The sequence below is a fragment of the Bacillus sp. OxB-1 genome, from assembly GCF_000829195.1.
Taxonomy (GTDB): domain Bacteria; phylum Bacillota; class Bacilli; order Bacillales_A; family Planococcaceae; genus Sporosarcina.
Genome location: NZ_AP013294.1, coordinates 667605 through 682531, shown reverse-complemented (window position 1 = coordinate 682531; position 14927 = coordinate 667605). Strand labels below are relative to the sequence as shown.

At 44.9% G+C, this 14927-nt stretch carries 11 protein-coding genes; 8 read left to right on the top strand and 3 right to left on the bottom strand.

Going from position 1 to position 14927, the window contains the following annotated elements; translation table 11 throughout:
- Positions 1–58 precede the first annotated feature (58 nt).
- From OXB_RS03590 to OXB_RS03570, 5 genes are all read left to right on the top strand, one after another.
- Positions 59–1480 (top strand): alanine/glycine:cation symporter family protein, encoded by a 1422-nt coding sequence (locus OXB_RS03590; RefSeq protein ID WP_144399643.1) that lies wholly within the window; start codon positions 59–61, stop codon positions 1478–1480.
- 500 nt (positions 1481–1980) lie between these two features.
- On the top strand, positions 1981–2349 hold the full coding sequence (locus tag OXB_RS03585) for a GntR family transcriptional regulator (RefSeq protein WP_041071936.1): 369 nt from the start codon (positions 1981–1983) through the stop codon (positions 2347–2349).
- 18 nt (positions 2350–2367) lie between these two features.
- The gene (locus OXB_RS03580; RefSeq protein ID WP_041071935.1) at positions 2368–3057 is read left to right on the top strand and encodes an ABC transporter ATP-binding protein; all 690 of its coding nucleotides are present in this window, start codon (positions 2368–2370) and stop codon (positions 3055–3057) included.
- A complete protein-coding gene (locus OXB_RS03575) occupies positions 3054–3884 on the top strand; it encodes a hypothetical protein (RefSeq protein ID WP_041071933.1) in 831 nt (276 codons plus the stop codon). Before OXB_RS03580 ends, OXB_RS03575 begins: the two co-directional genes overlap by 4 nt.
- 15 nt (positions 3885–3899) lie before the next feature.
- Positions 3900–5105 carry a hypothetical protein gene (locus OXB_RS03570; RefSeq protein ID WP_041071931.1) on the top strand — a complete coding sequence of 402 codons (1206 nt, stop codon included), beginning with the start codon at positions 3900–3902 and terminating at the stop codon, positions 5103–5105.
- 544 nt (positions 5106–5649) lie between these two features.
- Here the strand turns inward: OXB_RS03570 and OXB_RS03565 are convergent.
- Complete coding sequence (locus OXB_RS03565; RefSeq protein WP_041071930.1) at positions 5650–6168, bottom strand: YfiT family bacillithiol transferase; 519 nt, start codon at positions 6166–6168, stop codon at positions 5650–5652.
- Between the two features lie 229 nt (positions 6169–6397).
- Here OXB_RS03565 and OXB_RS03560 point away from each other — a divergent pair, with 229 nt between their 5' ends.
- From OXB_RS03560 to OXB_RS03550, 3 genes are all read left to right on the top strand, one after another.
- Complete coding sequence (locus OXB_RS03560; RefSeq protein WP_041071928.1) at positions 6398–7774, top strand: VWA domain-containing protein; 1377 nt, start codon at positions 6398–6400, stop codon at positions 7772–7774.
- Between the two features lie 375 nt (positions 7775–8149).
- Complete coding sequence (locus OXB_RS03555; RefSeq protein ID WP_041071926.1) at positions 8150–9427, top strand: IS110 family transposase; 1278 nt, start codon at positions 8150–8152, stop codon at positions 9425–9427.
- A 388-nt stretch (positions 9428–9815) separates the two neighbouring features.
- Entirely contained in the window at positions 9816–11936 is a 2121-nt protein-coding gene (locus tag OXB_RS03550) for an ATP-dependent Clp protease ATP-binding subunit (RefSeq protein WP_041071925.1), read from the top strand.
- Positions 11937–12342: 406 nt separating this feature from the next.
- On the opposite strand, the gene OXB_RS03545 is transcribed toward OXB_RS03550, so the two are convergent.
- Together OXB_RS03545 and OXB_RS03540 are read right to left on the bottom strand one after the other, a co-directional pair.
- Positions 12343–13047: a bifunctional nitric oxide dioxygenase/dihydropteridine reductase 2 gene (locus tag OXB_RS03545; protein ID WP_041071924.1), complete on the bottom strand. Its 705-nt coding sequence runs from the start codon at positions 13045–13047 to the stop codon at positions 12343–12345.
- 454 nt (positions 13048–13501) lie between these two features.
- On the bottom strand, positions 13502–14875 hold the full coding sequence (locus tag OXB_RS03540; protein ID WP_041071923.1) for an FAD-binding oxidoreductase: 1374 nt from the start codon (positions 14873–14875) through the stop codon (positions 13502–13504).
- Positions 14876–14927: the final 52 nt, after the last annotated feature.

Below are 14927 nucleotides of genomic sequence, written 5' to 3'. Positions count from 1 at the left end.
AAATAAACTGTGTAATCCGCTTCCTTGCAGGGTATAAGCACAGTAAGGAGGTGTCCGGATGTTCTCAGATGTGTTGGAATGGTTAGTCGGACCGTTGAATAATTTTATTTGGACGTATATTTTAATCGCTTTGCTGTTGGTGTTGGGTGTCTATTTCACCATCCGTACGAACTTTGTGCAAATCCGGCTGTTCGGGGAGATGTTCCGCCTCATTGTCGAGAAAAAGGAGAGCAATGACGGTGTTTCACCTTTCCAGGCCTTCACGATCAGTGCCGCTTCGCGGGTCGGAACAGGGAACGTCGCAGGGGTGGCGCTGGCCATCGGAATCGGCGGGCCCGGTGCCGTTTTCTGGATGTGGATCATCGCTATCATCGGGATGGCGACTGCATTCGTAGAGAGTACGCTCGCTCAAGTGTACAAAGTGCGGGATGGAGATACGTTCCGTGGCGGGCCTGCGTATTACATACAAAAGGCACTTGGTCAGCGCAAACTGGGAATCGTCTTTGCAGTTCTTTTGACAATGAGTTTCGGCTTCATATTCAATGCGGTGCAATCCAATACGATCAGTCAATCATTCGTGGACGTCTTCGGTGTGCCGAATTGGGTTGTTGGAATCTTTCTCGTCGTCTTGACCGCATTCATCGTATTCGGCGGGGTCAAACGTATTGTAAAAGTTACGCAGGCAATTGTCCCGATCATGGCGACGTTCTACATCATTTTGGCGCTATTCATCGTGGCCATTAATATTACTCAAGTTCCGGCGATGTTCCTCTTGATCTTTGAACATGCCTTCGGACTGAAAGAGTTTGTCGGCGGCGGCGTCGGGGCGGCGATGATGCAAGGGATCCGACGCGGCCTGTTCTCCAACGAAGCGGGTATGGGAAGTGTGCCGAACGCCGCGGCGACGGCTAATGTGTCTCATCCGGCCAAACAGGGGCTTGTCCAAAGTTTGGGCGTATTCTTCGACACGATCATTATCTGTTCGGCAACGGCATTTGTCATCCTGCTTGGCGGGTTGTATGAATCGGGAGAGCAGAATGGTATTCTGCTGACTCAGGCATCAATGGCTGTCCATGTCGGTTCATGGGCTCCTTATTTCGTTGCCATCGCCATCATGTTCTTCGCTTTCAGTTCCATCGTCGGGAACTATTATTATGGCGAGACAAACATAGAATTCATCAAAGCGAATAAAAATTGGATGGTGCTTTATCGGATTCTCGTCTTGGGAATGGTATTTTTCGGAGCGATGGCCAAAGTGGGGGTCGTCTGGGATATGGCGGACTTGTTCATGGGCTTCATGGCGGTCATCAACTTGATTGTCATCATGTTGTTGGGCCGGGTCGCTTTCAGAGTGCTACAGGACTTCACGGCTCAACGCCGCCAAGGGCTAAACCCGGTATTCAAAGCGGATACCGTACCCGGATTGCAAGGGGCGGAATGTTGGGAAGGCACACCCGCCAATCCGGATAAACGGCTGTAAAAACGGTGCTTGTTTGCCGGACAATTGCCCCCAGTAGAAATTGAAGAGGTATGAAAAGTAAATACAAATTGGGACCGGGTCCCCTGAAAGTCTGCCTTTCAAAATGGACCTGGTCCCTTAACTTGTCTTCAGGACGTTCCCATTGCGAGGCAGCTTGGTACTAAAACAGTTCTGAATACAACGAGTGCCTTTGACTGTTTTGTTTGACATCGGAGGCGTATTAAGCGTATAATACAAACTGTTGCATGTATTATACGCTTAATACATTTGTCGGCTCTTATAAGTACAAGGCTTGAACTATAAGTTGTAGCCTACGTTTATATAGGAATTGTATTAAGGGTGTGATACGAAATATTGTGTAAACGTATTTTTTTATCCCAACTGTATTACGTGCTTAGTACGTCCGTTGCAGATGTTATACTCGGATTTTTTTGCTGTTACTGTATTAACCGCTTAATACAAAGAAGTAGAAATTACAAAATGTTTTAGGAGTTGGGTCCATGGCGGTAAAGTTTAATAATCGTGATCCTGTTTATGTCCAAGTGATTCAGCATTTTAAAGAACAGATTGCAAAAGGTGACTTTGAGCCGGGTCAGGAGATTCCGTCGAGAAGGGAACTGGCGAATCGGCTTAAGATTAATCCCAATACGGCGCAGCGAGCGTATAAAGAAATGGAGGAACAAGGGTTGATTTTCACCGAGGGGAATTTACCTAGCCGCATTACGAAAGATGAGCAGGTGCTAAAAACGGTAAGAGAGGAACTGATTTTGGAGGCGGTTGAGACATTTGTTCAATCGGTTCGAACCATTAATGTACCTATACAAGAGGCTGTGAGTTTAGTGAAGGATACGTACGAAAAGGGAAATTAATTAAATAGGGGGATCTTCATGATTGAAATAAAAGATGTAACCAAGAAGTTTGGCAAGAAGAACGTGTTGAAAGGCGTGTCTTTTACCGCAGAAAAAGGGAAGATCACTTGTTTAATTGGCATTAATGGTGTCGGAAAAACAACCATTATGAAAGCGATTATGGCGTTAACGCCCATCAATAGCGGTACAATTCTCATCGACGGTGAAAAAATTCATAGTAAGAGCTATGAAAAAATCACCTTCATACCGGATGCCATCACGATGCTGCCGCATATGCAAATACGAGAAGCCTTTGTATTCATGGCCGACTTTTACGACAGCTGGAACAAGGCCCGTGCCAGTGAGCTTCTTCACTTTTTTAAACTGAATGAAACAGATCGGATTTCTGAACTGTCAAAAGGAAATATCGCCAAAGTAAACCTGATTCTCGGGTTAGCGATGGATGTCGATTATGTCCTAATGGACGAACCTTTCTCAGGGATTGACATATTCAGTCGTGAGCAAATTGCCGACGTATTTACGAGTCACTTGATTGAAGGCCGCGGAGTCATTATCACAACACATGAAATTAATGATATTGAACATTTGATTGATAAAGCGGTTCTGCTGGATAACGGTGTCGTTTTAAAAGAATTTGACACAGAAGAAGTAAGAGAAATAGAAGGGAAATCGGTAATTGACGTCATGAGAGAGGTGTATCAAGCATGAATCGTTATTTGAAGTTAATCAATTTCGAGTTTATCCGTTTTTTAAAGCTCTATCTCGTGTTAATTGGACTTACGATTCTTACGCAAGTTACTGGGGTTATTGTGGAAGCGCAATTGTATGTAAATCGAGCGAATGAGATGATTTACAAGGAATTCATGCCAAAGAGTGAGTTTATCGAAAGCTATGGGCCAATGTCTTTTTTTAATATTACTCAGACAGCGTGGTTTATGGGACCCATTGTAGTCTCCGGCGTTATATTAGTGATTTATGTTTTCTTTATTTGGTATCGTGATTGGCTTGGGAAAAACACATTCAGTTATCGTTTGTTCATGTTGCCGACAGCGCGCATTCATATCTATTTAGCAAAAGCGACAACGATTTTACTTTATGTTTTAGGCCTCGTTGCCTTACAACTAGTATTATTGCCAATTGAAATTCAGGTGTTGCAGTGGATGGTTCCAAGTGAGTTTCGTACGGATCTTTCTGTTAGTGAGATTACGAATATCAACAATTTGAATGTCTTGTTTCCAAATACTTTTATTGAATTTATTCTTTATTACGGCAGTGGTATTGCAGCTGTATGTATTGTGTTTACAGCCATTTTGTTTGAACGTTCTTATCGCCTAAAGGGGATTGTGTATGGTCTTCTGTATTGTGGTGTTTCCCTTTTCGTCTTTTTTGCACCGATACTGGTGAATGAGTTCATGTTGAAAAGTTATTTTTATCCTAAGGAACTGTTTTTCATGGAGTTAACGGCAGGTCTTCTTGTCCTAGCTTGTGCAATTTGGATAGGCCATTTTCTGATGAAGAACAAAGTAAGGGTTTGACGGGAGGTCATACAGATGAAGCGCTATTGGAAAATCATTTCGATTTGTTTGGTTACGCTGCTTGTGATTGGAACTTTTTACACTCACTCCAGTTTCGCCGCAAATAAGCTTGTAGAAATTGAATTTGAAAAAGTGAGCGGCAATGAGGATGAAGTGAAAAACATAATGATAGACGGCGTTTATTGGAACCACATGTCCCAGCCGATACACATCACTAATGGAGAAAACAAAGATCCAAATCATCAATCCTTTCTACAAAAATTGGATAGAATACATGTACCGCCGATGTTTGACAAGTTAGTGAAGCAGCAAAAGAATTTTATGCGGAGCAAGGATCTGGTGTCTACTAATTTTTTTGAAGATGAGAATTTATTGGCATATGCTAATGTTACTTCGAAAACCTATGTGCATCCTGCGAAGGATTTGTCTTTCGATATTGAAGTATTGAATAAAGAAACAAAAGAAAGTACAGCACTTCGGATAGATGTCCCGGAAAGAGAGGATTACGTTTGGATGCAGGTGGAAGCTGTCCAAGTCGTAGGTGGTGAATTAAAGGTGATCACCCAGGGGTATCGAAAAGATAGCAAGGGGGAATACCAATTCCATGTCTATACAATTGATGTGGAAGAGGGGAAACTGGTAAGTGATAACATCATTGCTTCTACTCCCACAGTAAAGAATGGATGGTCTGACATGCAAGTAATCAATAATGTTGAACCTTTCCAACGATTTAACTATCTTTTGATTCGAATCGAGGCTTTTGAAGAGGAATTGGTACAAAGCGATGGTCAACCAACTACAGTCGCGTCTGAATACCTGGTGTACAATATAGAAAAGAATCGATCCGAAAAGTTAGTGGGACCTGACGACATACTGGCAACTATAGACGGCGCATCGACAATCATTAACTCTACAATTTATGTTCCGTCACAAGCAGCGAATGGTTTAGAGGTCAACCGGTATGATATCGAAACTGGGAAATGGGACGAAAAGTTGACCTTTGATTTACCAGATAGTACGGGTGAAGAGCAGACATCTTATAGTAAGGTGATGAATGGAAAAATATATATTGTTTATGCTACAAGTAGTGGACAAGCCCTAATTATAAGTGATTTGCCAACAGGGGAGTCATTATATGAAGGAAAATTAAAATTGAAACATCAACAAGAAGACCATCAGGATTTTCAACTTTATATAAATGAAATAGGGTTTACTCAATAAAAAGATAGGATGCTTTTTTCGATTGTCGTCTCGTACAAACCTAAGAATGTTGTTGGCAGAACAGCATCTTTGTAAGATATTAAACCTAATAAAAGTAATGGTACAATAATTATAGTTACCATGAAAGTCGGCAAAAACCATCCTAATTTCAATGTGATTCTATTTTTTTTCATGAAATTCACCTTTCATTTTAAGACCGAATATAATAGGTATTTTTATTCGAATGAATTTGAGCTACTTTGTACCCTCCTTTAAGAGCCCTTATGATTGTACAACATACTATACTGAAATAGTAGCTATATTTAACAATGAAGATATATCGTAAAACTATTGAGGTATAAAGAGTAGATAAGAGAGGAATGAGAGGCAATGGTTTTGAAAGATGCTTCTACCAGTCTTGGTAGCACGTTCTACAAATTTTCAGGCTCCCATAGGCAGCATGGACTTGCGCAGTGGATGAAATAAAAGCCAGGCATCTGCCTTTTAAGGATGCCTGGTGTTTTGCAATCGTAAACAACGAATGTTTGCTATAAGGTTAAAGCGGTCAAGACTTTCCGTCTGCCAATGCAAGTTTGATATGGGCTAAGTGATGCTCTTCATGCCATGCTAATTTCGCCAATTTTGTTGCCACGGTAATCTCACCGTTTACTTGATGAATGAATGACCGATTTAGCTGCTCTTCCGTTATATTGCCGAACAGTGCTGCGAGACGTTCATTTATGCCTGCCAACATCTTAATGGAGCTTTCTACGGGAAGCTCGGTATCCGGCTGGACGGCCCACTTGTCCTGATTGAAAGCCGGGACTGTCGGAGTGTCTTCTGTCAAAGCCAGTTTCAGGCGTTGGTACATATTCAGCTGGGAATCCGCTATGTGATGAACAAGCTGACGTACAGTATAGCTGCCTTCGCGGTATGTTTTCTCTAATTCCTCATCGCTTAATGAGCCAACCGTTTGTCTTAGTCGATCCGCGTATGTCTTGATTTCCTTCCACCATTTTTGAATATCGGCTACGCTTACGTTTTCGGGAACTTGCAATGGCCCGATTGGAAACTTTACATCCATTTTGCCATACCTTCTTTCTGTGCTATTTGTTTTGCTTCTCCACTAAATATATCATTAATCTTACAATTGATGAATTATTCCGGAAATTTTAGCCGATTCAAACCAATTGAAACTACCCTGAATGCACAGACACTGGCTGCGTCATTCGGATGATTTTACAAATCCGGTCTTTTGTCGACTGCTAAATTCGCTATAATTCAATTAATACAATGACAAAGGAGAAAGAAGGATGAAAAAGCTTTTATATGGCCTGATTTGTACGCTTATCCTGTTGGCAGGCTGTACGGCTAAAGAAGAAACGCAAGTTCAGGCGGAAAATCAGGCGCAGACAGAGACAAAAACGGCGGCTGAACAAGAATCGAACGAATTTGAACTAGCGAAGCCTGAGTATTACGAGTTTGCTGGCGTTGATCGTGAATTGACGGACGTGGAAAAAAAGCTTCTCCGGAAACCGGGTATTTACGGCGGAAATAACTACGATGAAGAAAAAGTCAAGGAAGCGATTGACGAGTGGCCGGATGATCTGACGGAGGAGCAGTATTTGAATGAAATGCTGCATCTTCTTGGAGAAGATTATTATGAGGGGATGAAGACTTTTCTAACATTCGATCCAACGGTGGCGGTAGATCATGAAAGGCCCGATGAACAAATGAACGCGCCGAAGCTGAAAACGGCGCATTACGCCATTTTGATCGATGCGAGCGGAAGCATGAAAGCGATGGCGGACGGCAAATCACGTATGGATTCGGCGAAGGATGCGGTCTTGGATTTCGCCAAACAGATACCGGAGGATGCGACCGTGTCGATGCGGGTGTATGGCCATAAAGGCTCCGGCAACCAAGCGGACAAGGAGCTTTCCTGCAGCAGCACGGAAAATTTCTATAATGGGAAGTTTGAAGAGACGGCGTTCCGGGAGGCACTACACAACGTGAAACCTGCGGGCTGGACGCCGATCGGACTTGTATTGGAAACCGTGAAAGAAGATATTCCGGAAGATACGGATGAAGCGGTTGTCTACGTAGTAAGCGACGGCATCGAAACCTGCGGCGGCGACCCGGTGAAAGCGGCAGGAGAACTCGTTTCGGGCAATATTCAGACGGTCGTCAATATTATCGGCTATGATGTCGATAATGAAGGGCAGACCTTGCTGAAAAAAGTGGCCGATGCAGGGAACGGGGAATTCATCTACGTTAATTCCGAGAAAGAACTGAAAAAATATATGCGGGAGCAATACGAAGTGATTCAGCAGCAATGGTGGGACTGGAAAGAGAAAGGCCAAGACGAAGCATGGGATCAGAAAGTCGTCCTCCAAGATCTTGCCTGGGATACAAAGGTTGAGATGCAGGAAAAGTCGCTAAGGGAAAAGGAACGGCTGCAGGCTGCAGAAGAGTATCTTCGAACGAAGTATGAGGACAGCGGTCATCCCGCCCGCAACCTGTCACGTAATTTGATTGCCGATCAGCATGCAAAATATAATTATGTCACAAAGACGGGCAACGATCTCTACAATGAAAGTACGAGAAACGGCAATAAACTCTACAATGACATTACCAAAGAGGGAAACCAGAAATATAACGAAACGATTCAAAAGAAAAACGCGGAGTAAGTGAAATTCAGAAAATTACTTCTATATGAAGCGCCTGCTAATCGGTAATCGATGGGAGGCGCTTTTTCCTTGTTGTTCTGTAGGGAGGATAGTCTAGCCGACTCTACCTCCCTTCAAAATTTGTCTAATATCACAAGCATATCTCTTGAAAGTCAAACAAGGTCAGGGTAAAATGGTATCAAGGTCAAAGTTAGTCAACATCAATGACCTTTTATTCTAAAATATGCTGTTTGAAATAAACCTTATATAAATAAAAGGAGCATTCCTGTTAGAAGCTTTTTCGGGGACTTGAACACAAAAAGCCCTCTTGGTATGATGCGGGGTGTCAAATCTGCACGAATTGACCCCTAATTTAGATACCAAGGAGGACTCATCATGAATTTTACGCAAAACGCTAAAATTAATCAAGTCACGGATAAAACGCTGGTTATAGGAATGGACATCGCCAAGCGCACACATTACGCCTGCATGGTTGATGAACGTGGCCTGCTCCTCAAGAAGTCGTTCCCCGTACATCAATCGAGGCAAGGGTTCGAATACTTCTATGAATGTATTCTCAATGCCAAGAAACAATTCGGCAAAACCGATGTCATTATCGGCATCGAGCCAACCGGCCACTATTGGCTCAACCTGGCCTACTTTCTCGACGATCGGGGCATCCCCCTCGTCATATGCAATCCAATGCATGTAAAGAAATCCAAGGAACTTGACGACAATCTTCAGACGAAGAACGACGCCAAAGATGCCCTTGTCATCGCCCGTTTAGTGAAAGACGGTCGATACAGCTATCCACGGATCTTGAGGGAAACAGAGGCTGAACTGCGTGTAGGTGCGACGCTCAAAGGCAATCTCACTGAGGAATTAAACGCTGTTAAAAACAAGATAATTCGCTGGACCGATCGCTATTTTCCGGAGTTTCAACAAGTGTTTCCGAGTTTCGGCAAGATGGCACTCGCTGCGTTGGAATGTACACCATTTCCTAACGATGTAGCGGGCAAAGAGCCGATTGAACTGGTTGAAATCTACCGGAATGTAGAGGGAATGAAATCCCCCCAGATACCGAAGGCAAAGAAACTTATTGATTCGGCGTATATTTCCATTGGCGTTACAGAAGGACAAACGATGGCCCGTATTGAAATCGCCACACTCGTCCAGCGCTATCGCCAACTTGAGAAGGAACTTGAATCACTTCAGGAACAGTTGACAGAGCTTATTCAGGCGACGGTTGAGTATGAGTATCTTCAAACGGTTCCAGGCCTTGGAGACGCAACCATCATTGATTTACTATCTGAAATCGGTAGTTTCGCCCATTATGATCATCCACGCCAACTACTTAAACTCGCGGGATTGACACTTAGGGAGAATTCTTCCGGACAGCACAAAGGACAGAAACGCATTTCGAAAAGGGGAAGACGCCAACTACGTGCACTGCTCTTCCGTGTCATGATGCCGATGATCCGCCATAACAAGGCATTTCGACAACTGCATGAGTATTACACAACAAGACAGGTAAACCCATTACGCAAGAAGCAGTCCATTGTAGTTCTCTGTGGGAAACTACTGAAGGTGCTGCACGCAATCTGTACGAAGCATATGGCATTTGACGCCGAGCAGATGATGAGGGACATTCCCAAGCTCGAAAGAGCTGCCTAAGCATTACATTCTGAGTGAATGACTAGAAAATTGGATGACACGGAGAAGCCGGCATTATATTTTCCATACGACCAATGAGTCCCCAAAGGAGCTTCGCCAGCCTCCGCCTTATGACTAGACCGAACGAAGGAATGTAGGCGCTTTGGACGCCAAGAGACATGGGAGGGTACGTCATCATAAGTTATGCGGAGATCCATAGTGCATCGTATACAGAGCTATCATCGCGACCAGTATTATCCAGCGATGACCGCGTAGCGTGCCCTTGTCTGTTTGAAGATTCAAATATCAAATAAATATGGTTTAACGGTGTGTCAAAAAAATATTTTTGACGCCCTGATAACGGGTCAAACCGTTGATACATCAACATTTATAGAGGGAGGAGCCCATTATGAAATGTCAACATTGCGGCAAAAACGAAGCAACGGTGAATTTTAGACTTCAACTGAACCGGCAGGCGATGCAAATGCACATATGCCAGGCATGCTACCAAGAGATGCAAGGTCAATTTGCGGCAGGACATATGCCTTCCTTCAGCAATGAAGTGAACCAATTCTTCCAGGAGAACGGGGGGAAACAAGCCCGGACCCAAGTAAGACAAGCAGAAGGCCGTGCTCCCGGTCTGTTGGACCAGCTTGGCAAAAACTTGTCCGACGAAGCGAGAGAAGGGAGAATTGACCCGGTCATCGGACGGGATGGGGAAATCAAACGTGTCATTGAAACATTGAATAGAAGAAATAAAAACAATCCTGTCCTGATCGGGGAGCCGGGCGTCGGTAAAACAGCGATTGCGGAAGGGCTGGCGGTGAAGATCCAAGAAGGCGATGTGCCTGCGAAGCTGCGGAACAAAGAAGTGTATGTCCTTGACGTAGCGTCACTTGTGACAAATACGGGCATTCGCGGCCAGTTTGAGGAACGGATGAAACAGCTGATCGAGGAATTGGAATCACGGTCAGAAGTATTGTTGTTCGTAGACGAAATCCACCTGCTTGTAGGGGCAGGGACTGCGGAAGGATCCAAGATGGACGCCGGGAATATTTTGAAACCGGCACTGGCCCGCGGTACTTTGCAGCTGATCGGCGCGACCACTTTAAAAGAGTACCGCCAAATTGAAAAAGACGCGGCACTTGAACGACGTTTCCAACCGATTATCGTGAAAGAGCCGTCTGCGGAAGATGCTGTCCAGATTTTGAACGGTATTAAAGATCGCTATGAAAGCTACCATGAAGTGCGGTATCCGGATGAAGCGGTGCGTGCTTGCGTTACATTATCGCAGCGTTATATCCAAGATCGATTCCTCCCGGATAAAGCGATTGACTTGCTAGATGAAGCAGGGGCCCGTTTGAATTTGGTACAAGCCGAGGAGGATTCCGATTCCATGCGGGCCCGCCTGCAAGACATCATCCAGCGGAAAGAGCAGGCGGCAGAACAGGAGAATTATGAAAAGGCTGCACAATTGCGCGAAGAAGAAATGCAGCTCCGAGAAAAACTGGAAGCTGCCGTGCAAAACGGTGAAATTCAACAAGCAGAAGTGACTGTTGCCCATATCGAACAGATCATAGAAGAGAAGACAGGGATACCTGTAACGAAGCTGCAGGCGGCGGAGCAAGCGAAAATGAAAGGACTTGCGGAAAACCTCGGCAAAAAAGTCATTGGACAAGCGGAAGCGGTCGATAAAATTGCGAAAGCGATCCGCCGCAGCCGGGCCGGTCTCAAATCGAAAAATCGTCCGATCGGATCCTTCCTCTTCGTTGGTCCGACGGGTGTCGGGAAAACGGAAATTACAAAAGTGTTGGCGGAAGAGTTATTCGGCTCTCGCGATTCGCTCATCCGTCTCGACATGAGTGAGTACATGGAAAAACACGCGGTTTCGAAAATTATCGGTTCGCCTCCGGGCTATGTCGGTCATGAGGAAGCGGGTCAATTGACGGAACAGATCCGCCGCAATCCATACTCGATTGTCCTGCTCGATGAAATCGAAAAAGCGCATCCTGATGTGCAGAACATGTTCTTGCAAATCATGGAAGACGGGCGGCTGACCGATTCACACGGCCGGACGGTCAGCTTCAAAGATACCGTCATCATTATGACGAGCAATGCCGGTACAGGCGTGAAGACGTTGAGCGTCGGTTTCAATAAAACCGAACATGAATCAGTGACGATGCTTGAAACATTGGGTGATTACTTCAAGCCGGAATTTCTGAACCGTTTTGATGCGATTGTGGCGTTCAATGAATTAACGGAAGAAAATCTTTTGGAAATCGTAGACTTGATGTTGGAAGATGTCCAAGAAGCGATTGAAGAACACCAGATTGACATCACCATCACGCCGGAAGCGAAACAGGCACTAGTCAGACTCGGCTATGACAAACGGTTCGGAGCCCGCCCGCTCCGCAGAGTCATCCAGGACAAAATCGAAGATCCATTGACAGACCTTCTATTGGAAGGGGATCCTGTTGAAAAGGTCCTCGTGGAGGCAGCAGAGGAAGACATCACAGTTCGGAGAGTATAATCAGGCACCAGGCCCTTTAGCATTCAGGAGGGCCTGGTTTTTGATTTGAAATGAAAGAGACGAAGGGGCTGTCCGAAAAGTCCAGGCACAGAGTTGGATACTAGCAAAAAGCAAGGGCGCCGGGAGACTCCTGCGGGAAAGCCGGCCGACGAGACGCCGCACGGCTGTAAGTCGGAGGAGGCTCGTCGTCTGGCCCGCGGAAAGCGACCAGAGCCCTTGCTTTTTGCGTGTTTAATCGGAAAATCCACTTTCTGGACAGCCCCTTCGTCTGTAGAAAGGACATTCAAAAATCAGTGTCCACCTGCTTTCGCCCGAACAGCAACGAAGCAGAAAAAAGAAAACGCACAAAATTAATCTGTGCGTTAGTACGAGAAGCTATTTATCATTTTACAATCGCTCTTCTATCTTAGATTGATAAAAACTCAGGCAGTTGGTGTTCACGCTTATCGAGCATAATCTGTTCCGGCTGGATGCCTTGCTCACGTAGTACTTCGATGTTCTGCACGAGGAACTCGTCGCTGCCGACAACATAGAAAAGTCCGTCCTTGTCTGCGGCGAGATTTTTCACTTCTTCATAGTAGTCTTTCCGGTTATCGACGAACTGTGAGGTGAAATTCTTATTGGGTGCGGATTCAAATATAGTGGTGAATAAGAAGTCTTTCGATGAATCGATGTTCAAGGAATGAATTTTATTGACGTTGTCAGCACGTTCGAAATAATCAAGTACAAGCGGTCTGAAAGTTGCCAGCCCGACACCGGAAGACAGCAGGTAAACATTTTTGCCTTCTCTTTTCAGCGGTACATTCGAATGAGTTTTAAATATTGCAACCTCATTGCCGACTTCAAGATTTCTTAAAATCGATTTAAACTCAGAGCACTGCTCTCTGATACGTGTGGTAATACCGATTGAATTTTCATGCGGTAAAGTGGAGATTGACATATGGCGAATCAGGCCGCGGTTCGGTTTATCTCCGGCATTAAAACCTTCCAGTGCGAAGTGGGTGTGGGAACCTTCTTCCCATGTAAAGCCTTCCGGGCAGTCGAGCAGGTACGTTTTCACCTCGGGCGTTTCTTCAATAATCTTATTTATTTTAGTCCAGTAAATTTGCATTATCTATTCTCCTTACTCGATGATCTATCGTCTCTATAATCTATTATACATTAATTGATAACCATTCTCAATTAAATGGATTAGTTATCCCAGAGAATTTAATTTTGTTTTGAAATTATTCATGCTGAAACTAACAGATAGGCACTGAAAGAAATTACTGTGAAATTCAACTAGACCGGCGTATGCCGGTCTAGTTAATCGCTATAAGTATTCTTCACAACAACAACCTCAAATACTTCTCAAAATTCCCCCCCGCCACGGTAGGTGTTCCTTCCGCGTCCGTATCCTGAATGGCTGCCGTTAAAACTGTTTCGGATTGCCTGCGTCAAATTTTACCCGCGCATTAGACTACCGATTAATAGCGCTGCAGCCTGTCATACGATAATCCGGTCAGCAGGCAGCATTCTGTGACATATATCCGCCATTCATAAACAAAGTATCTCGATAAGGCTCATTAAAAGATTTTTCCCGGATTCATTAAATTTGCCGGATCTAAAACCTTTTTTATGTTGTTCATCACTGCCAAAGCGGTGCCATGTTCGATGGTCTGGTATTTTTGCTTTCCAATCCCGACGCCGTGTTCGCCTGTACAAGTCCCACCACGTTCCAGTGCATACATGACGATTTGTTTGTTAATGTCATTTACCTTCTCAAGCTGTCCTGCATCATCCATATCGACCATCAGGAGTGTGTGGAAGTTTCCATCGCCGACATGACCAACTAATCCCGCGGGCAGTCCAGCGGCGTCCAATCTTTCACGCGCGTATAGGACAGCATTCGCCAATTCGGAAATGGGGACACAAACATCAGTATGAATCATTCGCTTACCCGGATAGCCATGCATATACGCATATGCCAAGTTATGACGGGCTTCCCATAATTGAGTGCGGGCCGCATTGTCTTTTTCAAAATTTATTTTGCTACAGTGATGGTCTTTCACAATGTCTGTTAAAAATTCAACATCCTGTTGTAATCCTGCCTCGTTCCCATGAAACTCCAAGAAAAGGGTCGGTTTTTCTTCGTAATCAGTTTCGCTATGAAGATTCACTTGTTTCATGGAAGCTTCGTCCAATAGCTCCACCCGGGCAATTGGAATCCCGGCTTGCAAAATGGTGACGACCGATTCAATGGCATCTTTTATCGTTGGGAATGAAGCCCTCGCCGCTAGGATATGCTCCGGAATTCCGTACACTCGCAGCGTCAATTCCGTTATGCTACCGAGAGTGCCTTCCGAACCGACAAACAGCCCGTTCAAATGGTAGCCGGAGGATGATTTTGCTGCCAAGCCGCCCGTATGGATGACGTTCCCGTCGGGCAACACCACTTCAAGATCCCGGACTTGGTCACGCATCACTCCATATCTCACAGAGGTCGTCCCGCTCGCGTTCGTCGCGGCCATGCCACCGAGCGTCGCATCTGCCCCGGGATCCACGGTGAAAAACAGCCCATGTTTCTTCAGTTCCTGATTCAATTGGGAGCGAGTTACACCAGGCTGCACCGTTACAAGCAGGTCATCTTCCCGGATTTCAAGAATTTTATTCATCAATGAAAAATCGACCGTAATTCCACCATGCAACGGAATCGCTTGTCCTTCCAAGCCGGAACCAAGACCGAACGGAACGACAGGCACCTTATGCTTTCGAGCCACTTCCATAATATTGACGACATCCTCCGTCTTTGTCGGAAAAACAACGACATCGGGCTTATGTGACTCATGGTAGGACTCATCTTTACTTCGCAATTCCCGGACTGTCTCGTTGGTTGTCACTTGAACATCCGATAACACTTCTCGCAATGATTCAAAAATACCTTCTGCTGTAACTTCCACTGTTACCAACTCCTTATGAATGACCACGAAATCATGGGCTACTAAAAAATGA